The sequence below is a fragment of the Blastocatellia bacterium genome (genome assembly GCA_035275065.1).
Taxonomy (GTDB): Bacteria; Acidobacteriota; Blastocatellia; order UBA7656; family UBA7656; genus DATENM01.
This window is the reverse complement of the sequence record DATENM010000163.1, coordinates 1-22040: the sequence shown is the minus strand read 5'-3', so window position 1 is coordinate 22040 and position 22040 is coordinate 1. Positions and strand designations below refer to the sequence as shown.

The following is a 22040-nucleotide window of genomic DNA, read 5'->3' as shown; positions in this document are numbered from 1 at the left end:
TATCGTATCCTTAATCATCCCGGCGGCCAGTAAACAGGTGGTACAAGCGGGCTCGCGCCCAATCAAATTCCGGGTCGAAGCGGGTCCTGTCCTGCGAGCGCGGGTAGGGTAGATTGTTCTTGATTTCCGCTCGCACACCGAAAGAAGGCCGCGAGAAGACGATCACACGGGAGGCAAGATATGCCGCCTCGTCAAGATCGTGCGTGGTCATCAAACAGGTGAAGCCATGCTTGCAGTAAAGGCTGAGCAGCAGGTCTTCGAGCTCAAGTTTCGTGAGATGGTCGACCGATCCGAAGGGCTCATCTAAGAGTAGAAAACGGGGGTTCGGGGCAAGCGCTCGCGCAAAACAAATTCGCTGCTGCTGCCCTCCCGAAAGCTGGTAGGGGTAATAATCTCCATACTCCTCAAGCCCCACCTCATGCAGATAATGTCTGGCGGTCTCCCTCTTTTCTGCCGACCTGACCCTTTGGCTACTGGAACCCGTCAGCGCCAACATTACGTTCTCTAGGGCTGTCTTCCAAAGCAAGAGTGAGTTCCGATAGTCCTGGAAGACGATCGCAAAATCGAGGGGCGGCGAAGTAACCGGTTGGCCGTCTAAACGTACCACCCCTTCCGTAGGTTTCTCCAGCCCGCACACAATCCTCAACAAGAGGGACTTCCCAATTCCTGACGGGCCCGTAATGACGACAAATTCCCCCTCATCTATGCGAAGCGATAGATTGCTAATGACCGGCCTTCCCCCATTGAACGATTTCGACAGGCCCGCAATTTCTATGACCGGTTTACTATTTGTCGCCACCATACAAGGCCCCTTCCACGGCGGACGCGTGGTCAATGAGTTTCTGGTGGAGCAATTCCGCATTAATCATCTGTAACTGGTCAGAGCTGACCTCGTCCTTGAACACAGGCAGGCGCACCTTGGCCGCAGTGCCTTCATCAATACGGGTATATTTGGGCAGAAGGGAGCGCGCCTCTGACTCATGCTGCGCAACAAACTCTCTTGCCTTGCGCATGGCCTCTTGAAAGCCCTGAATCTCCTTCCCATGCTTCTGCAGCCACTCTTGAGGGGCTATGTAAGATGCGACCAGCAGGGTTGGAAATACCTTAGTATATTCATAATCCAAAAGCTTAATCCCTTTGCCGGTCAAGGCACTGGTTAGGTAAGGTTCAACAGAAATTGTCGCATCCACCTCCCCTTTTGCCAGCAGGGCTTCCATCTGCGCATGAGGGACCTCGTAATAGCTGACCGCATTATAAGGCAGGCCATTCATCTCTAAGTACCGGTTCATTACAAACTGGTCTATGTTGTGCTGGGCATTTATTGCGATACGCTTACCATTAAGATCGGCTGGCGAGTTGATCGGAGAATTATCCCTCACCAGTAACGCATGGGCACGACTAGCGTCGGTTTCATAGACGGCCGCCCCGACTGTTTGAAACTGTAAGCCTTTGGAGCGAGCAACCAAGAGGGTGACAACATTCGAGAAGCCAATCTCCAGGTTGCCGCTCCCCAGTGCCTCCAGAATCATGGGCCCCCCATTCATTGGCGTGACGGACACCTTTAAGCCTTGCTCGGCAAAGTAGCCCTTTTCAACAGCAACGTATAGAGGCAGGGTGTCGATAATCGGGATATAACCGATGCGCAGTTCTGTAGAGGACGAATTGCCGCGATTAGTGCAGGAGATGATCCCGACGAATAATAGAGAAAAAACCAGAAGTGAGATTAACAGTACCTGTCTTCTCATACCCTTACACTCCAGCTCGCTGAATTAGAACGAAAGATATCTCCTGGATAGTAGCATCTTGATCCTTCTCGTCATCTTTTTTTTCGTTGCCCATTCGTTGGCAGTTCTTTTGGCGTTGCTGGTGCCCGACGAATAAACGTCGGTCTACGTCGCCCCAACGCTAAATGGCTGAAGCAAAGTCCTTTATCTCTTGCCCGTCGAGATGCCCTCGCATATCATCGCAGTCCAGTGGCGTTCTTTGACAACATAATCGCCTGTTCTGTATCCCGAACTTTTCAGCTTCGTCTATTACAAAGAGCCTAGGCGCAAGGTAGGAGAGGCAGCAGGTTGATTGGGAGGGCAGAATGTGAAAGTGGATCAAAAGATCTCCCCTTCTCAAATAATCCACTGCGGTTCGTCCACTTGCGAAGAAGGAACTGGAGCACCCAGCTGCAACATGTTTAAGACGATCCTGCGACCTGATTTGCAGGGCAGCTTCTTTCTCTAATATCAAAGCCTGCCTACAAAGGGCCGCTTCTAGGGCGGGCTCCTCAAACAAGCTAATGGTTGGGCGGTCTCATCGCGCGAGACTGACTCCGGATTGGAGGATGAAAGTATGAGATGTACGAAATGCGACAATCATATCTCAATCATCAGTACCTATTGCCATACTTGCCAAGAGTATGAGGTGCATCCCATTACTAGCATCGGTAGTATTGTGGCTTTGCTAATAATCATTTATCTAATGCAGGCTTCTTGAATTAGCAGTTCGGTTGCTTGTGCCTGCGCCGCGCGAACTCTAGATGGTGCCGCAGCCCCGGCCCTGAGAGGAGTTCGCTAGGAAGTACAGCCTGATTTCGGGTGCGGCTCAGAGGCGGCATTTTTAACCTTCTAGTTGGCTCCGATTTTGGGTGCGGCTCAATTGCACGTCCGTTCGGGGCTGGATCAATGGGCCTCCTCATTTCAAGACAGTGAGGGAATCTAAGACTATCATCGCTGGCTCTAGCAATGCACGCTCAAGCCCGCTAACTAGCCCAAGGCGCCTCGCTTTTTCAACCAATGTTCAAGCGTTCCTTTTCCACTTGGCGCGGGAGCCTCTAGACCTTTGGCTCCGGATATAAGCATCCCCTCGCAACTTACCGGTTGCCCTAAATGATGTAAGCATTTCCCAAATGTGGAGCTAGTGGGTTTCACGTCCAAAATAGATATCAACGGATTACTAGCTAAGGCGAGCAGGTCTCCTGCTGGACTAAAAGACATGGAAGTCCACTTATTGGCTTCAGCATTCAATTCTAGAATTCTTTTTCCACCAGGACTCCAAATTTCTAACTTTCCTAAGGCATCAAGCATTGCGAAGTCTCCCGTCATAGGATTGATTTCAATCTGCAAGATTTTTTCTAGCGATTTAAAATTAGCGTTGAATGCTGCAGTATCAATAACTGCCTCGGGGTTCGCCTCAGCCGCCATCAATCCCTCACAGCTTTCCGACGATAACTTCTCTGGAGACAGTCTCGATCCCTTGTAGTAGTTAAAGAACTTTATTTCACCTTGATTACTCCCACAAATGACAACCCCATTCGGGTATATGGCTAGGGCAGTTATGGCTGTTTTAAAGATCCGGCGAGAAGCAATTCTTCTCCCTCGTGAGTCAAAAACTTGCACACTCCCATTATACTTACCTACAACTAGTAAATCTCCTTCTGGATAAAACCTGAGTACAGTGGGGTAAGTAAAATCTCCCGTTAGGGTGATAATAGGAAAGCCATAGGCTCGTTGAATATCATAAAGAATCACTCTTTTCTCCCTCACCCGTTTAGTAAAGCCAGGATAATTGGCATATTTATTAACCTCATATGCTAGTGAATTCTTTAGGGCCAAGAGCCCTCTGTTAGGGGCAATCGCAATGGCTGTCGTACGACCTTCAAGCGCTCGCTCATGAAACTCATTACTTTTAGCTAATTCAACCCAACCAATTCCCCCTTCATAACTCATATAAAGTCTTTGACTCATAGGATCCCAGCATACAGAATCTGATTTCTTAGATGTAGGAGAGGGAATGCTCTTCACAGCCCCCCAATGACTAGTAGACCATAGATGGATAACGCCGTCAGATCCCACAGTCGCTAGAACTGGGCTGTCCGAAATCCAAGCCAAAGAGATAGATGGACGGGGAGCATAAAAGGTTATTTTGGTTAGATCTGCGCCCCTTAAATCTGCCTCGTCCAAGATCGTATGCGTTAATATACAGCGACTTAGATCTGATCCCCTCAAGTCCATCTTTGTGAGATCGCTCGCACTGAGATCAGCACCTGAGATGACCACTTCTCTCAAATTGCGCCCTTTAAATTCTTGGCGCAAGCGGTTCAGCAAGGTTGCCCCATTCCCTCCGCAGTACCCTACCTGATGAAATGTTTTTCCTCTCGTTGAGTCGATTAGTTCCCATAATCTTTCTTGCTGTTCTATCATTGGTTCCAGGAAATCGAATACCTCAGGAGTCAAGATCTGTCTGCCGAATGTCTTTCTTAATACTTCTAACGACTCGCCAGCGAACAAAGCCATACAAGTCCCTCCTGAAGTCATACATCGAGGTAGGCCCTCAATCTCTATCATCTGCTCTTTACATATCTGTTTTTCATTCGGGCAAAGAAAAAAGTCATGCCAGTATCGAATCGGCAATTTATTGGAATCATTGCTTTGAGGGAAGTATGCGGTTATCCACTCAGACATAGGGGCAAAAAGACCTAATTCAGCAGCGAATTTATAAGCTACGAAGAATTCCGGGAGGGATTTATGTGAGAAGGAATAATTCCCATCCTCATCACGCACCAAGAGTGATTGACCTATTAAGTCAAATTTCCAATGATCTATTTCTCTATCCTTCAATTCAGGCCGGTATTGACGCAAGTGATTAGGAAACTGTGAATAGTTAATCTTCAATTCACCAGTTGATAACATCTGCCAAGCTAATTCGCACAAAAAATAGACCTTATCAGCCATAGACGTGAAAGAACGCTTCTCGCGAATGTTCTTGAGCAATAGCTCTTTAGTGGCATAAAGAAAGACCCGCGACAGGTCTATCTGACTCTTCTCATCCAGCGAAGGAAGAGCTGCAATTATGAACTCTATCAAACCTGCACGTTGAGCAAGATCCGCTAGAGAGGAATTTGAAAGTATTCGTTCTGCCAGCTGACCTCCAACCATCTCTCCCTCTCGTTTTATTAGTAGCTTTGTAATTTGGGCAGGAGTCAACTTTTTCAGATGTATTATTTGGAACTTAGGGGGCTCCAGTACAGCAACGGTCACTGGGCTATCGGTCGGAGTATCCTCCCCTCCAAGTGTCTTGGTCGCAGCTTTGGCAAATTCGAAATGCTCAGCACGACAGGTAAGTATAGCCTTAGCTCCCGGACCAATCGCACGAGCTAGCTGCCAAAAATGATCAATCTGTTTCTGCCTATTAGTGCGGTCTGCCATCTCGTCAAAGCCATCGAAGATAAGCAACAACTTACCCATGCGATTAAGTTGTTGATACGCACTATAGCCCGGCAAGCCAATTTCAAACTTCCGGAAGAAAAAATCCGAGAAGAGAGTTTCTATCTTTTGTGCACTAGTAAAATCTCGTAATTGTACAAGAATTGGAATTCGGGGACGCTGCCGTCCACTTTCTCGAGCCGACTTATAGGCATGCAAAGCCCGGTAAGCATATTGCAGACAGAACCAAGTTTTTCCTGTCCCAAACTCACCTAATACCGAAATGTGCTCTGCAGATGGATCTTCTAACCACTGATCAATGTAATCATCAATGCGGTCATAATCGCTTATTCCAAGTCTCTCACCAGTTGCTGGATCTATATCATCCTTAGTACAACCCAAATCTATATAATATCTAGAAACCTGCTTGCGCTGAACTTCGGCCTCCATCCAAGTGAAGTATTTGTCGAAATTTGCGTTCTGATCAACAAGTTCGTCAAATGTGTAACATTGCAGTCGAGCATCCCCTTTGATTGATTGGCGGGCAGCCGGAGTTATATGGCGCATTGAAAGTAACCAGCCCCTGTGAGTCCCTTGCTTCTCCACAGCCAGTCTTAGTTTTTGGGCATCGGCGACAGTAGCTTCACCTTGGATACCATATACAAGTACGCGATCATATCCGCCAGTGATGGGCTCGTTGAGAATAAACTGAAACGATCCTGCCTCCGCATCAATATATGACTCCACCTGATGGCCACACACTTTCAGCCACTCATGCACGTCTGTTTGAAATTGTTCGAAAGGCTTGGTCCGTTGGGCTTGTAATGGCATGTGCTTGGAGGGGGAAACAAGCTTGTTCTTCCCTTGCTCCTCTTTTTTTCCAAGCCTCTTCGGCAATGTAAAGGAGTAGCGGCCATCTTTCGCGGAGTCTTGATCACTCACCCATTCAGTCCGTTGATCGCTCCACCGCCTTAAAAATATTGTCCCCTGTCCGCTATCAAAATCTAGATGGACAAAATTATACGAATTGGTATAGCGCGGGTCGTCGGGTACGCGGCGGTCATAGCTTGCTCCTGCGGGAATATGAACATAGTTGCTATTCGGGCCGTGAACTATCTTTATTTGGGGAAAATGCTGGTGACCGCACAATATGAAGTGACACTCTTTAGTCAATCTATCTTCTACGCGAAGACGGTCGAACTCATTCAGCCATTCGAACGGGTGGTGTAAGACGACAATACGAACATCAGCATTGGCAGACTGTTCGAGAGCCCTATGGATCTGCGGTTCGCCGAGGATCAGGTACCCACGATCATTAACCCTGCCTTTACTATCCTTATTATGCCCTGTGAGCCATGCAGAATTTAAGCACAATATAGAGACCACCTTGTTTTCAACGGTCAATCGCCTTAGATACCAGTAAGCTAAATCATAATCTTTAAAGTCTTGATAACCGCCAAGGTATTCAGCTGCAAAGTTTCTATAGTCAGTCAGAGGCTCTAGTAACGCCCGGCGCTTACGATCATCTGTTAACCAGTGGGCTACTGCTTCAGAATTACTCAGCTTGTCCAAGAGTTTTTCTGATAGGATTTCCAAAGCATCACGATCTACGTCGTGATTTCCGGGAACAATGAATAAACGCTCCCGGCCAGCATCTCCTAATCCCGTTGCCTCTAAAAGGGGAGCAAACAAATGCTCTATGGCTGCCGTGTATTCTATTGATTTCCCGTGATATGCGAGATCCCCACTGAATATAATGAAGTCTATTTTTTCTAATTCAGGAGAAATCTTAGTGCGGTCATGGATGTCTCGCATTAAGAGGTCGCGAACAACTTCTCGATCAAAATCTTTACCCTTCTGATGCCAATCAGAAAGGTGCAGCCAAGTTAGTCCAGTCATTTTCGAATATCCCCTGCCGGAACCAGCCGTTCTAACCTCGATTCGCTTTGACGCCCAAGACAGTACTTCATCAACCAGTAGGTCTAAGGGTTTGTTTCCATCAACAAACAGATCTGATATTCCGGGAAGTACTGATTGGACTTGCGCCTCGGTTGAGTGCGAGTCTATTAGTCCAGGTTGCTTAGCGTCCTCATTCCTCTCAGATAATCGCGAAGCGCGAAGGCCTTCAGTTACTTCTATATAGATGATGTATAACTGAGAAGGAAATACTATCCTGCGCAACACATTTACTATTTCTGCATGTCGTAAGCCATCGACGATTAACGATTGTCCAGGAATCCAATCAGCTTGCCCTAGGACTGTCCTACAAAACTCGTCACAGCCTTCATTGATGAGAGACTCACCTATCTCTTGTAGTGTTCGTCTGGATTCCTCAAGGCCCCGCTGGCGAGCAACTGACCGCACGTAGTCCCCAAAACTAACATAAGGCCATCCCAGCGCTTCGGCGACTTTACTGGATAAAGTGGACTTCCCGCTACCTATCTTTCCTGCAAAGCCCAAAATTACTGCATCTGCCATTCTGCTACCCTTCTGTGCTTACCGCCGAAAAGAAATTGAGCCTAACTTCTGTATTCCTATGCTGCATCCGGAATGGCACATATTTTACTCCGATACAATGGTCGGCTTAGGCACATTATACAGTTATAACGCGTTGAGTTTCGTACGAATATTCTCATATAGGGTCTTTGCCCTTTCTATCAGGTCGTCATAAGTAAAAACCGTTATCGCCTGACTATTGATACAGTAGCGCTTGAGTTTAGCCGATTGTTCTGGTGATAAGTCCTTCCTCTTTCCCATCACTAGCAAGCCTCTAGGGGAAGAAATTCCCGGCATATGATAACGCGCATACTCACTATGGGAATCAACCCATTCTTGAAAATCTATAACTTGTCCGAAGGCGTGAGTAAACTCGGCAGTGAAGTCATTCTTCGCAGTAAATATGCTGTCTTGCGGCTTCTCTATTTCAACGAGTATATACTCATTATCAAGCCTGCGAACAACAAAGTCGGTCTTATACTCCAGCCCGAGTTTTTGTTGGTCTACTATTTGGTCAGCCAGTGGATCGATAAAGACTGGGTTCGCTGCGAGGAACTGTTGATACTCCTTTTCTGGAAGATCACTACTGACCAGCCTTTCGAATTCATCAATCAATCTTTTGGTAATTCGTATGGAAGATTCCGTAAAAATTTCGAATACCGAAAGGCGAAAGGCGTCAGCTCCGGCCTTGCTATTGAGACCTATGTAAGAATTATTCTGGTAAAGGAAGTGAAGGAGTTTATCAAACAGACTCTCGCTAATCTGACTCTCTGTTATAAGATCGTAAAAGGCTTCACGAGCTGCAGTAACTATTTCTGGGCTGAGGGGAAGGTTCAAAGGGGGCATAATAGGCATGCGCCCCAGCATAAAAGCAGGCGGATGCTGCCCCTGCGCAGCGTGCCAGAGTGATTCGATAATAGCTGCAGGATATATTATCCCTGGTGCCTCTTGTATAGTAGAGACGAGGGCCTGCACGCCCGCTACTCCTTTTTGTAATAAGCCCCGGCAAGCCATACGGGGCAGGTCATATTTATCACAACTCATCCCATCAATCTCTAGGAGGAGTCCTCGCAGATGTGTTAGAGCCGACCCATCCTCAGCCGATGCTAGACTTGCTATCTTTCCAGATAATTCTTCTGCGGAAGGTTGATTAAGAAAGTTTTTGTCATCCATCAACTCCTTCACTAGCGCTACGAGTTTGCCGATAAGAATTTCCCTGTGCCCGTCTCCTTTTACAACCAAGTCGGCTGTCTTTGGTAGGACGGTTCGTACTTGTGCTTCGGTTGAATGTGACTCTACACGTTCAATATCACTGGGATCTGTAATATTTTCTTCACGTAAATGGGTTAAGCGAATTCGATCGTCCACGTCTAGGAAAACAGTGAGCATGATAGAGGGCTTTACTAAATTCTCTAATATCTCTTCAACTTGCGTATGCCGAATGCTATCGATTACTAGAGATTGGCCGGGCTCCCATTGAACTTGTTGCAACACAGCGCGACAAAATCCTTCACAATCGCCACTGACCTGAGTTGCTCCAATCTCCTGTAACACCTCTATTGATGTGTCGCGCCCTTGCTGGCGAGCAAGGATGCGTATGTATTCTCCAAAGCTTGTCCAAGGTAGTCCCAAACTCTGGGCCACGCGTTTCGACAACACCTTCCTGCCGCTTCCTACCCTACTGGCAAATCCGAGAACAATTGAACTCATAATCAACCCGGTGGCAACTTTAATTGTTCAGACGCGGATTGCAGCACCACCCAACCTCGTCGGTCCCGTTTCTCGATTACTAAAGGCTGAATAGCTTGCACATTTTGTATGCGCATCAAGGTAGCGAATAGTGCTTTCTTCCTGTCTTCCCAAAAAGATGGATCTTGAGCACACAACGCGTCAGCATACTGCTGCTTGATTGCATCAAGTGATCCCGGCTCAAGCTCATAAAACCAAGCATTGGCGACCCTGCATATCCCTACAACCGGCCCGCCGGCTCTTTTCAAAAGAATTACATCGTCTTTCCGAACGGATTGATATGGCGCACACCGCACAGAAGAAAACCGGGATTCAATTTTCTTCGAACCATCTAAAACGTACTGGAGGAAAGGCTCGACAAATACAGCCAGATGAAGTGAGTATGGTGCCGCATTGTCGGAAAGGAGACAATCTAAGTAATTTCTCCAAAAGTTATTTTCCTGAACAGCTGGAATGAGGTCAAAGGCAAAAAAAGAATGCCATTTCATCATTCACTCAACTCTCCCTGAGAGATAGATTTTCATCTTCTTCTATTCTGATCATGTCCTTGATCCGTTTTGCGGCCTGAGATACAAGTAGACGTTCCTCTGTTCTGAGCCGCCTTACTAAATTGGCCGCAACTCGTTCATCGGGCTGCTGACCATTTGCGAGGGACTGCAAAATACTTTGTAGTACATTTGTCCCATGGCAAGCAAAGACCCGATTGCCTGAGGTCCAAACATCGATTAATCTGCGGCGCTCATCACGTCTACTGACCGAGGGCAGAATGTCACCTAGAACAACCGAAATCAGACTTGGGTCGCAAAAGCCAGACAGGTGGCGCAATCTGATCCGTATGCGTACCGTTCCGACCTGCTCTTCCACAAATGGGCCTTCGCTTGCTATTGGCAATCGGGGGCGAGGCAAGTCTGAAGGGCGATCGCGGGAAAACAAGGCAAGATCCCCGGCTCGCCATTCGGTAGATACAGCAGAAAGGCCTTCTGCTCTAAGGGCGTTGACTTCAAAGGGTGGTGAAGTATAGGGCAGGGCTGAGGGCTCCAGCCGCAATAAAGTTAGGCCTAACTCATGGGCCCAGTCGAATAAGGCTACCCTGTCTTGCTCAACGCCAGGCCTCGTACCAACTGGAGGAATGCTAACTATTACATAACCTCCTTCTCGGCAGAGTTGCGTTGCAGCCCAGATAAATCCGTGAAGGTGCTCCTCATACCAGGGCGGATCTGCTATTACGGCCGCCGCTTGTATTTGAGGTAAAGGGTCAGCCAGAAGGTCGCACTGCTCAGCCCTTGCCTCGGGTGTTGAGCGAGAAAAGCTATTTATTATTGTCTGACTGGCATCGAATAAAGCCACCCTTCGGGGGTAATTCTCATTGATTGAAGTGCGCAATAAGGTAGGGGTGCCCAATAGGATGACTGTTTCTCCAGAATCGGTAAACTCTAGACACGTATTTAGTAATCGCTTAATCGCTACATTACTGAACCGCCAGTCATAATCGAGAGGATGGGGTACTGGCAAATTGATCTTAGGGCAAGGATTGATCAGGTCCTGTTCCTGCCAACGATCCTCTGCGGTCGGCGGATTCCTAAAAAGACTTTCTCTATCGACTCCAAGACGCTTGAGAGACTCGAACACAACAGATGGATAAACTCCTGGGAGCTTAATTAACAACTGATCAAAAGTTTCAGCGCCATGTAGGAGTGCCTTGTGAACCCAGGCATCCACCAGATGCTCGAAATCTTGGTTTGCTGAACCCATCGTGCTCATATCCGTATTCGGCTCCCTTTTAATGGGACATCAGCAATATTACGCGCTCGGTCCTCGCTAGAAAAACGATTCTCTAACTCTTTTTGCCAAACGTCTAAAGCCAGCCACTGATTCTTTAATGCGTCCCTTTTTATATCATCCAAGCGAGCTACTACTGGCGTGAATATCTCAACCTCCAATGGTACTGTGCGTAAAGGCAAATATTCATCTAGCAATTGTAGGCGATCAATAAAGCGTCGGACATCGTCATTTATCCCCTCAGTAGAGGGAGTGGTTATGGTGATATAGGCGTATAGATCAATGCCTGTCGCTAACAGATTGCCAAACAAGGTGAACTGGCGCTCGAATATCTCTGGCTCTGCAAGGGTATTAAACGAGAACGACTGAGAGTTGAACCCTTTAAAGCAGCACACTCGCCCGTAGTTTCTATAAGACGTGATAAGCTCACGATCTTCATCTGTAAGGAATTTCCAGAAATAGTCATTACTCAAGTTGTCATCTGACCAGAGATAGATGCTCTGTTCCAACCCACGATTGCGCAGCTCAGCCATCATCCATGGCACCCATTCAGGAACTAGATCAGGTTGCCCTCCAGAGAGATCGATCATTGGAGGAGGATCGGTCTGCTCAAGATAAAGATTTATAATTTGCTCCGGTGTCAACCAGTCAGAGTATTTGCGGTTGGCTGACAATAGGCTGAATGGAACGAAGCAATACCAGCATCGCCAATTACAAGAGGCATTCTGGAAAACTTGTGCCCGCAATATCTCTGAAGGTGGCAACGCAAGTGCTTTGCAGGCTGGATCAATAGGCAGGGGGTTAGAGGGCCAGCCTGGTCGCTTCTCACGGATAAAGTGTCTGATACGGCCAAAACCGCTACAATTCGCAGGCTCTGTCATGTCCTGTTCCTGCTCAGTGTTATGGAAATTGGTGATTAGCAGCCGTCTGTTAATCAGGTCAATTGATTGTGCGCGATAACGTGATGAAAGAGCATCTGTGTTAATCAACGCCATATCTTTACCCCTTCTTCACGCTTGAAAATAGCTCTGGGTTCTTCTCTCGAATTTCAGACGGTTTTTCCCCTTGCTCCGTTAATTCAATCTTCTCTTCAATATAGCGCATAACTAACTGGGCTAAGTACGAAATCTCGGGTTGAGTTAAATCGCGTCCGAACTCAATGCCATGCCAGTTTTCGATACAGCGACGACAGCACGTTGCCGTGGCATGCTGGGCATAGTAAACAGCCCGATCACCTTCCCAAGGTGTCTGAAACCCCTCCCTAAAATTCTCAGCCTTGCCGACAGACTGCCGAATTCGATTCTCAGCTGCCTCACGCATTCCGAGAAGCCCCTTCTTGCGCGCGTGAATTATAGCCTTAGGGCTCATATTCACAACACACCAATACTGATGCCTGACCCACTCATTTTTCAGTGCAGTAACTGTGTTTTCGATGTCTTTTGAGTCGCGGGACTGTACCTGTTTCCAATCCACCAATTGGTCCTTACCACACACCTGACAAGATCCCGCAGGTTTACTCTCTTTCCCTTTCTTTTTGCTTGTCCTAAAGCAATGTAGGCCATTGTCGCAGTCGCTGCCTCCGCAGGACATTCTGCCTTTTAATGATTTTGGTTTAGCCTTTTGCGTATCTGCGGCCATCACCTCAATCCTCAGGATCAGACAAGGCTAGTTGTAGCAAACTTCGGTCAACTTCATTAAGGGATCTAAAGTTTGCATGTTGTAAAAAGATATCTCGCGCCACTCGCCAAGGTTCAGTACTTACCTCCTGGAGATTGGTAGCAGCCCCCCACCAGTTGGTTACCTCATCTTGCCAGAGACGGTAGGCCATGTGATTCGCAAGCGCACCTACCGAGACATTTTCTTTCGCGGCGATCCGAGGAATAACATTTGTCAATAGCGGCACTTTACCCTTTGATGCTTGTACACATATTTCAACCAACTCCTCTGCCCGCCCATTCAACAGAACGTCGCCGGCAAATTGACTACATGTCTGTTCCTCTTCAGAGTCACGTCTTTCTTTTGACGTTTCGCTGGATTCAATTATACACAACTCATCAACTTCTGGGTCTTGACCAATGTGGCGGAATTCATGAAGAAAGTCGAAGGACCAACGTGCAACTGATGCAGTTTGCTGCTTCAGTACAATAATATTTCGGCCTTGGACTCGCCAACAGGCGCCGTGGAACGTTCCCCGATCACTTAATGGGAGAACGGTAACTCCCAACCCCCAGGCGTATTTTAGAATGTCCTCAAAGGTCACTGCCCCGAAGGATGAAAGTATAGCTTGGCGAACTTCATCCGGCTCCGTCGGAATTGGCTTTGGTACTATCCCTTCAGTAGCCTGTAAGGCTAACAAGGCCATATGGTGTGCATATATTGTATATGCTTTGACCTGAGGCTCTCTTGCGGTTGCAGGCAACTTGAACCGGGCGGTGCCCAAGGCAGGAAACGTATTAAGTTGAAGTGGAGCCGCGTCAAAGAACTCTGCCACCGTGCAGCGTAGAATCCTACACACTATCGTTGCCGCCTGAAGTACATATTTGTCCAAGCCCTGAACGATCTTGCTTTGAAGTTGAGCAGCAAGCGAGTGAGGAAGCATCTTCTTTAAGACAAAATCGCGTTTGAATCCAACCTCTTGTAGCCGGCTAAAAAACCTTGCTGGGGTAATCATCGCATTCGGAAGGAAAACATCTTCTCGAACGCTGATTCCAAGAGCTTTAATTATTTCCATGACCCGCTCTAGACTAGCAGCAGCGTAGTCAGTCGCCTCGTAGCGCTGTACCTGCTGCTCTTTAATACCTAAACGTTCAGCCAGCTCCCTTTGGCTCAAGCCAGACGCAATGCGGGCTTGTATTAAAGCGCTTGGTAAATCCTCGAATGATTCACGTGCGATTACCGTTCGAGCGCCAGCTCGGAGAGCCTCATACTCAGCTAATTGTGCGCGAAGATCCTCCAACTGGCTTTGTAAAGCCTCCCTTTGTGCCTTCTGTAGAAGAGGATGTAATTTGTTGCTCGGATCGGCATGGGAATCCATCTGGTTTAGAGCCCGCTCAAACCTTTCTGCCTCGGCTTTAGTAATTCTGTACTGTCGTTCGTTTTTTATCATATTCTTAGCTCCCTTAGATTGATGGCGACAATACCCTTCAAAGCCCCTGTGTTTTTGTCCCTTTGGAAGAATTCCCAAAAAGTAATGCCACTACTTCCCTCAATAATCTGTGCGGGGAAGAGCTCACCAAGATACTTGGTTTTCTGTGCGGCACGGCCGTTATCGAAGTCAAGCAAAACAGGATCAAGGAGAGTCGGGTCAACCTCGGCCACATCCCAGCAACCATCGTAATCTCCAGGAAGAGCTTTTGCTGTTACAAAGCTGCCGTCTATGAAGGCTGTTTTACATCCCGCTCGTTTCAAAGAGCTTAATGCCGCTAACAAACCTTTCATAAGGAGTTGCCTGTAAGAACTTCCAGAAAATCTGGCAACAAATTCCTCAATTGATGCTTGATGCACCCCGGCGGGAAGAAAACCTTCATCAGTGAACGGCGGTATCATAACACAACTTTAAAGTTGTGTTGAAAATTTGTCAAGTGATTTTGGCCTGTATACGCGAATGATGGTTGGGCCGTCTATAAAAAATGCGTCCGCTCGCATTCTCTTGAGTTAGGGTGAGTCATAAGGGCACTAGCCGTAGCTGTGAAGTGGTTTGGGCCAGAGATGGCTTGCAGGAGCGATGTGGAAAGATTCCAAATAGAAACATCAAGATCAAAGGGAAAGACTGTATGTTCAACATCAGTCCTTCGGGTGATGCACAGCGTATCTACTCATGCAACGCTAAGTAACTATTTCTCAGGTACTGTAGTAGTACGGAATCGTATCTCGCCGCGCAGAGCGCTAGCCGCGCCATCACATCTTTGCAAAAAGTCAGCATCGAATTGGATCAACCTACCGTGTTGATCCCGCTGGACAGTCAGTATGGTAAACTGCGCCTCGACTTCACTACATCCGCGCCCGCCACCAGACACCATGAAACCAGACCGAGAGTCATCCTGAAAGCCGGCTCGCTGAGCTTTTAAGTAGGTCCCAGTGGTTAGTGGGCTACCAACCGGAGATATGAAACTCATCTCCCAGGGCATATCATCCATCCTAAATGAAAAGACAAGCTCATTAGGTGTATCCTCTTCCACCGTCAAATGGGCGGCTTGGCCAGTTAATCTGATTTTCTGCCCGTTCCCGATGTATTCGTTAGGCTCGCTATCGAGTGACAGGAAGGTGCTGGGGAGAATATTGTACTTAAATGCCAAAGCGGGGCGTCGGGAAGATGTCTGAGCCTTAGCCTCAATAGCCTCTCTTTTTGGTGGACTACCTGTTCCTACCCGCGCCTCTGCGGCGGCGGTTGCCGAAAGCGGGAACTTAATTAACTGAGCATCAGGGTGCTCAGGCTTAGAAAGTGATACTACTGATGGGGTCGCACGGTCGAACGAGGAGGCCGACACCTTTCGAAGTAGTTCGCCAATAGTCAGGCTTGCTTGTCCTTTAAATGATTGCCCGTAGATAATCATTAAACGCCTGGCGAGCGGCCCTACGCTTAACGGTGAGTCGGGATCTTCTGGGTCTTGGACTGTAGGCACTACAGTGCCGGGCGCGGTCGAGTATACGGCGATAGTCGGCCCGTGAAACTCGTTTTCGTATCTCAGTACTTTGAATACGTCAGTCAGGTTCTTCGCCAGTTGTTGGGAGATTACAGTGTCCAGGAGGGTCACAGGGGTGCCTTCATAACAAGCGTCGAGCAACAGCATCCCGGCGAGTTTATGGCTTTCGATCATGTCTGACACTTCACCCGCGTAAATGGCTGCGTCGCCGAGCGTATCAATGTTGATACGCTCCTTGGGCACGGCAAAATTCCCGGGGATGGAAAAGTGGTTCCACCCGACCCCTTCTGAAACTCCATGCCCACAGAAGTAGAAGATAATTAACGGGTGTCGGCCAGGCAACCGACGTACTCTCGAAATCAAATCGTTCAAAGCTTTGAGTACATCCGCTTTGGTGACGCGCCTCTCCTTCTCGGAGACGAGCGTAATCCCTGCGGCGGCCCCAGACCGGTCAAACAATGCTGACACCTTCCTCGCGCTCCGGTTAGCGCCTTCTAAATCTTTGAATCCTTCGCCGCCCCCTTCCGTTCCATAGTAGGTGTTGCCGACCGCGAGATAATAAATATCGTATGCCTGCGGATCAAAGTGAGTTGGAAAGCCCGCTGCCAGATCCGGAAATAGCAAGAGCGGGAGCAGGGCTAAAAATCGCATGATGATCCTTTATTGCGGCTGTGTGAACCATTGGTTTCGGGAGGAATCTCGGCAAACGGTGATCAGTTGATCAGCCCGCACCTTTAACCTGTCTCTGGTGCTATTGCCTTTCAAGTAATCTTGAATTTCGACATGAAAGTCGATCATGGCGCGCTCGACGGCTTTGTCCTCTACGTAAAGCATGTCCCCCCAATATAGTGAATAGAATTGATCGATGGCCTTCTTGAGGTCGGCCTTATTCAGATCTTCCGCCGCGATTTTGCCGACCACGTTGCTGATCTTCATGTACACTTCAAGCTGTTTCTCCCATAAACGGCGCTTGAATTCCAAACGGTCGTTTTCGGCAATCAGCTTATACTGCCGCTCCAGTTGAGCGCCCTGCTCCTTTGAGAATTGCCAAACACCTATCAGCAGGCCGACGACGGTGAGAATAGGCGCGACGACTTTTGCGCCAACATCCCATTTACGATAAGTTTCCTCGTCCATTGCCTATTTCAATCCACCTCATAATAAAAAATCAGGTCTTTAGTCGGGGAGACCTTTGACTGGGCCTTTTGACGCAAGATCATCGATTGACGTGCTGTCCCAGGCTTAGGAGGAGGGAAAATTAGCAGGTACTCCACATCATCTACCTTTAAGGCCACATCCAGAGATGACACCCTGTGAATGCTCCAGTGTTTTTCATCAGCCTTGATCTCCCTGTTGACGCATTTCTTAATGACGACGCGACTATCCGAATAGAATGTCCAAGATTCGCCGCTCTTACATTTGTCATTGCCCATGTACTTTTCAAAGCGTTGGAAGACCCACACCTTATCAGTTTTGCCGGTCAGCTTGTCAGTCTCTTCTTTTGTATCTTCCTGAGAATATGAAGGCGCACAAAGCAAAAGGAAAAGGAGCAGGAGAAGGGAACTCTTTTTGACCATAATCCTCTCCGCCTTGGAGATGACACTCCATAACCATTGTTCCAAGGCAACAAAGAAGTTATTACAAGAGTAGTAGTCACTGCCCGCTGGTGGTGCAGGGCCAAAACAATAGTTGGCCCGCCTCCCTTTGTCAACTTGTGATCTGCCCCTGGCGATGAAGTTATGTTGGGATAGAGACTGTTCACATCTTCCCGACCTGTAGCGGCCCTATCGACCGTATGAGGCCACCGAGCCCACCTTGATCCACAGGGGGTATGCGTTCGCCTGTGAGCAGCCGATTTAAATAGTGATTGTCTCCACTGGCTATTGGAGGAAAGTTTCCTCAAATCCCTTTGTCTTTCTTCATCTGCGCCAGAATACTTTTTAATGTTTCCAGATCGATAATCTCACCTGGGGGATGCTTTAGAAACTTTCGATTTACTTCAATGAAGTACTTTTCAATAATTCCTTTCCTCTTCTCCTTGGCGTTGTTCTCCGTCAGCTTCTCAGGTTCATTTGCCATAATGTGTCTCCTTATTCAGAATAGTCCCTCCGGCAGGTGAGATAACTTTAAGCTATTACCTCCTTGTCTTTACTGGATAGAAAAGGGTCGTTGGTGAAAGAGCCTTCACGATCACATACTATATCGCATCGATAGATCATAACTCGCCCAAGGAATAATTCAGATCTGATCTGACCTCGCTGTGCACGTTTTCGGATGGTGCTATGACTCACGCCCTTTAGACTCGCTGCTTCAGCTACTGTCACTAAGTTCTTTGCAATTACGGTTTTCGCCTCGGTAAGGCGATGATGCGCCTTTCGGCAGCGATCTGTGTCGAACCTCGCCCACGCGCGCTTCTTTGTGAACACAGTGCCACAGTGCTCACAAACTGTCTTCTCCATTGTGGAGATTGCATTAGTTTCGCCAGATTCGACCCGATAATTCGACATGGTGAAAGATCTCACCTCAACCATCCTTAGCCGGCTAAGGTAAGAATGCTCTTGATCTCCAAGCTCTGTAGAGCTGCATCAATCGTCTCCTTTATGCCTGGCACACTTGCATACTTGTATACACAAGAACGGTTCACGAACTGCCATCGCTGGGGAACTACTCCCTCCTTCTGATAGCACTCGGCAATCCACCAGATGCGGCGGATGGCAAACTGCTCTAGAGTTTCAGCCACCCTCTCCAATGCTTTTCTAGTGCGCGGGAGCTTATCCAGCTTTTGTTTCAGCAATCCTGACAAGCCGATTTCTTTTCCTATTGCAGATATGGTCACTCTCCGGGGGCGCTCAGGAGCATTCTTGATTTGCAGGGCCGCGGTTTCTACCTTGCTAACGACATCTTTATCTCTGTTCACCCAGTCAATACTCGAAGAATTATGGTTAGTCTTTCTTGAAGGTAAAGGCCTATGAGATTTTAGCCACTCCTGGTCATTCGCAAGTAACCAGGTATATATTCGCAGTAAGGTTTTTCGAAGTCGCTTCATCTCAATTCCTGGCTCTTTAGCCATCGTAGATAGCCACATTTGGCGAAAATCAGCTCGTTTTCTCTCTTTGTACGTCAAAGCATCTTGGAGCTTTAAGTCTGAAATCGGATCAGCGGGCGCGGCGTTGCCGCTCTGACGATCAGGAGGAAGTCCTAAACGTTGAACATAGCGATGAATTGTAAGCGGGTCTACTCCCTGCAAACGCGCGATCTCAGCAACGCTGAATGAAGGATTCGTCCAACGTTCTTTCAAGGCATTCTCCCACACAGGCCCAAACGCTTTCATCTTGCTGATTCGAAATCTATCTTCAGGTGTGTTATCAGGGCCAGTGCGCGTATAAATAAAGCCACAATCGCAATTGAAAGTGCCTGCGGGCCTATGGTCCTTTCCCCTGAAACTCAGACGGCAATCTATTACAACAGACTGCTGATAATGGTCAGCCACAGGGTTGAGGCAGGGCCAAGGTGGGTCGCCGAAGAATTTGATCTCTCCTGGGAGCTTGAAAAATTCTTCGGCTGTACATTCAAGAAAATCCATTAGTAAAAGATGGCGAAGCGGGTGTTGTGCATTCTTCTTGTTTCGCACCAAACGCAGAAGCCAATTATCCTTTTCGCCTTCCTTTTCTACTAGCCTACAATGGAGAGATGATAGGAAGTCGGATGAATAGCGCTCTCTGAATGCCCGGAGCAATTCGGTGGCATAAACCCCGCCGCTAAAACTAGCGAGTTTCCGATCAATAAGCAGGAGAGTATACCGATTGTGTAAAGCTTCAAGTGATGATGCTAGCTTTCGTTGCTCTAATAACCAGGCTGCGCTGCAAGCGATATTCAGAAGTGTCTGATGTAGGGGATCCAGCGTATTTAATAACCGAGCTGTACACAGCCGTATGCAATTATCAGCAGGAACAAATTCATATGTCCTTCTGAAGTAGTCTGCGGGAGGCTCGGCATTTTCTAGGAAAGCTCTATGGAGTGGGCAGACTTTTACCCCAGGGATTTGATGGAGGCGGTGCAAGTAAAATTCTCCGAATCGCTCTTCGTCTTCTTCAGAACACAACGGGCAGAAGCGGAACCGTCTGGGTAAAGGAACCCGGCTGGCCATAATGCCAGCGCGTTTATGAATCACCTGTCCACCCGACTCTCTCATGTTCATCCGAAGCTGATTACTCCGACCTGATGGGAGAAAGGCGCTAAAGAGAGGGAAAAACGTATGTCCGTCAATCAGTCGGTTAGCTGTCCAACGATGATTCGGCGGTAAACCTTGTACTAATGAGTCAATGTGGCTAGGCAAATCGATGACTGCTGCGGCACTATGTCCTCCGAATAGCTCATTCAGCACGGCTCGTTTATCTGGGAATTGAGCGCGAGCGTAATACCTCGCGCATGCGCTATAGAGCAACTCATCAGGATATAGATCGGGGAACGTAGCAATCATAACGCTCTGTCTGTCATTCAATAAAGCTGAACTTGCTTCAGTAGGTCTAAACTGGATTTATGAGGCAAAAGACTCCAGCACCTCAGCAGTAGCACGTTTGATATCTAATGAGTCTTTGAGCCTGCGCACACCAGCACGTCTTAACAGTTGATTGTGCTTAGGAGTTATTCCTTCTTTACGGAACTCGTTAGCCATCCAGATTATTCGACGGATAGAAAAAGCCTCACAGCTTTCATTGACCTCTGTAAGAGTTTGAGAAGTTAAGGGGAGCTTGTCTCGGTTTTTCCTAAAGAAATCTCCCTTATCAAGCATCCGACTGACTGAGGTCTCCGAAACCCTCTCAGGGCACCCAGTTGCGTTCTTTATAGCTTCAGCCGCAGATCTTACTTCCAACGACCACTCAACATCACGCTTTGACCAATCCACGCGAGGTTGTACATTCCTGGTCTCTCTATGTCGTTTGGGTGGCATATGAGCGTCGTGCCATTCTGAATCATTTTTGCGAAGCCAAGCATAGACAGATTTACTCTTATCGTGTAAAACCTTTCGGCCCGCTTCTGGGTTCTCATTTACGGCAGAGAGCCATGCGCCTCTATAAAAATTTCGTGTCTCCTCGAATTTTCTCGTAGGGGAAATATATCTGGGTTTTAGAACAGTTGATTTTCTGGTAGGCCGGGGAAAAGAAAGATTGAGCCTAGCAGCTTGCACCTTAGCTGTATAGGCAGCTACTCCAAGCTGACGGGCTAATTTTATAAGACTTATATTTATATCCGCCCATAGTTCTACTAACTTTGAATCCCATACTGGTCCAAATCTTTTAATCCTTGTCCTTTTAAAGCGATCTGATGGCAGCTTGTCAGGACCTCTTCGACAGTAACTAAATCCGCAATCGCAGTGAAATATACCTGTGACCTCAGCATGACACCTACTGTATTTTATTTCACAGTTATTCACTCTAGGCTCTTTGTAGTGACCGCTTACTGGGTTCAGACAGGGCCAAGGCCCTCTGCCAAACGGTTCCGGATGATCCTTAATGAGAATCTTCATGCCTTTTAGTTGGGAGAGCCCGGGCTGCCGCTTAATAATTTCCAGATCATCGGGAAGGTCGAAGAATTCCTTAACACTGCATCCTAAGTAGCTCATTAACAGTAAGTGTCGCTGAGGTTGCTGTATCGCTTTTGTCGACATCCTAAAAAGTCGAAACACCCATTTGTAATCGCAGTCGAAATCGCAGTTGAGCATCGTCAAAAAATCCATCGGGAACTTGGCCTGGAAGGATTCTATAAACGCATCGATAAGCACTCCTCCCTTGTAATTGACCAACTCGCGCTTGGCGAGCAGATAGAGATACCGACTGCAAATGGTATTATGGCCAAGAGGCTCTCCCGGGTGGGAGAGTAGCCAGGCTGTGTTATCTGCAATACTCAAAAGGCTCCTGTGATAAGGATTGGCAATATTAAGCGGACGCGCCTGAGGCAACAGTATAGATCTCTCAGCAGAGATAAACTTCTGGCGGCTCCGGCGATTACGCCTCAGCGCATTACTGTTTTCTAAGAAAATATTCTAAGTACATGACAAAAGTTGAGTAACTTGTCGAAATGCAATCTGTTGGATGCGATCCGCAAGATTGCATAAGATGTGCCGCAAATGATTCAATCCGTAGCGAAAAATACTTCTCGCCAGTCGTCCATGCTTCTTGGT

General features: G+C 47.7%; 16 protein-coding genes. All 16 read right to left on the bottom strand.

The features are described 5' to 3' along the window. Positions 1-10: 10 nt before the first annotated feature. Positions 11-802 (bottom strand): ABC transporter ATP-binding protein, encoded by a 792-nt coding sequence (locus VJ464_30555; GenBank protein ID HKQ09502.1) that lies wholly within the window; start codon positions 800-802, stop codon positions 11-13. Next, on the bottom strand, positions 786-1745 hold the full coding sequence (locus tag VJ464_30550) for an ABC transporter substrate-binding protein (protein HKQ09501.1): 960 nt from the start codon (positions 1743-1745) through the stop codon (positions 786-788). The genes VJ464_30555 and VJ464_30550 overlap by 17 nt, the downstream gene beginning before the upstream one ends. A 1008-nt stretch (positions 1746-2753) precedes the next feature. Next, complete coding sequence (locus VJ464_30545; GenBank protein HKQ09500.1) at positions 2754-7670, bottom strand: metallophosphoesterase; 4917 nt, start codon at positions 7668-7670, stop codon at positions 2754-2756. Between the two features lie 123 nt (positions 7671-7793). After that, the gene (locus VJ464_30540) at positions 7794-9344 is read right to left on the bottom strand and encodes a Shedu anti-phage system protein SduA domain-containing protein (protein HKQ09499.1); all 1551 of its coding nucleotides are present in this window, start codon (positions 9342-9344) and stop codon (positions 7794-7796) included. 56 nt (positions 9345-9400) lie between these two features. Next, complete coding sequence (locus VJ464_30535; GenBank protein HKQ09498.1) at positions 9401-9928, bottom strand: ASCH domain-containing protein; 528 nt, start codon at positions 9926-9928, stop codon at positions 9401-9403. A gap of 4 nt (positions 9929-9932) precedes the next feature. Continuing rightward, a complete protein-coding gene (locus VJ464_30530) occupies positions 9933-11198 on the bottom strand; it encodes a hypothetical protein (protein HKQ09497.1) in 1266 nt (421 codons plus the stop codon). Beyond that, positions 11195-12211: a hypothetical protein gene (locus tag VJ464_30525; protein HKQ09496.1), complete on the bottom strand. Its 1017-nt coding sequence runs from the start codon at positions 12209-12211 to the stop codon at positions 11195-11197. Before VJ464_30525 ends, VJ464_30530 begins: the two co-directional genes overlap by 4 nt. A 4-nt stretch (positions 12212-12215) precedes the next feature. Further along, complete coding sequence (locus VJ464_30520; GenBank protein HKQ09495.1) at positions 12216-12854, bottom strand: DUF4186 family protein; 639 nt, start codon at positions 12852-12854, stop codon at positions 12216-12218. A 4-nt stretch (positions 12855-12858) separates the two neighbouring features. Beyond that, positions 12859-14322: a helix-turn-helix domain-containing protein gene (locus VJ464_30515; GenBank protein ID HKQ09494.1), complete on the bottom strand. Its 1464-nt coding sequence runs from the start codon at positions 14320-14322 to the stop codon at positions 12859-12861. After that, positions 14319-14762, bottom strand: a complete 444-nt coding sequence (locus VJ464_30510; GenBank protein HKQ09493.1) for a hypothetical protein — start codon at positions 14760-14762, stop codon at positions 14319-14321. The genes VJ464_30515 and VJ464_30510 overlap by 4 nt, the downstream gene beginning before the upstream one ends. Positions 14763-15049: 287 nt before the next feature. Next, complete coding sequence (locus VJ464_30505; GenBank protein ID HKQ09492.1) at positions 15050-16510, bottom strand: caspase family protein; 1461 nt, start codon at positions 16508-16510, stop codon at positions 15050-15052. A 9-nt stretch (positions 16511-16519) separates the two neighbouring features. Next, positions 16520-16996, bottom strand: coding sequence for a hypothetical protein (locus VJ464_30500; GenBank protein HKQ09491.1), 477 nt, complete (start codon positions 16994-16996; stop codon positions 16520-16522). A gap of 8 nt (positions 16997-17004) precedes the next feature. Then, entirely contained in the window at positions 17005-17436 is a 432-nt protein-coding gene (locus VJ464_30495) for a hypothetical protein (protein HKQ09490.1), read from the bottom strand. Positions 17437-17758: 322 nt separating this feature from the next. Continuing rightward, positions 17759-17938, bottom strand: a complete 180-nt coding sequence (locus tag VJ464_30490; protein ID HKQ09489.1) for a hypothetical protein — start codon at positions 17936-17938, stop codon at positions 17759-17761. Between the two features lie 454 nt (positions 17939-18392). After that, positions 18393-20339 carry a TnsD family Tn7-like transposition protein gene (locus VJ464_30485; GenBank protein ID HKQ09488.1) on the bottom strand — a complete coding sequence of 649 codons (1947 nt, stop codon included), beginning with the start codon at positions 20337-20339 and terminating at the stop codon, positions 18393-18395. A gap of 57 nt (positions 20340-20396) precedes the next feature. Continuing rightward, positions 20397-21767 (bottom strand): TnsD family Tn7-like transposition protein, encoded by a 1371-nt coding sequence (locus VJ464_30480; GenBank protein ID HKQ09487.1) that lies wholly within the window; start codon positions 21765-21767, stop codon positions 20397-20399. Positions 21768-22040 lie beyond the last annotated feature (273 nt).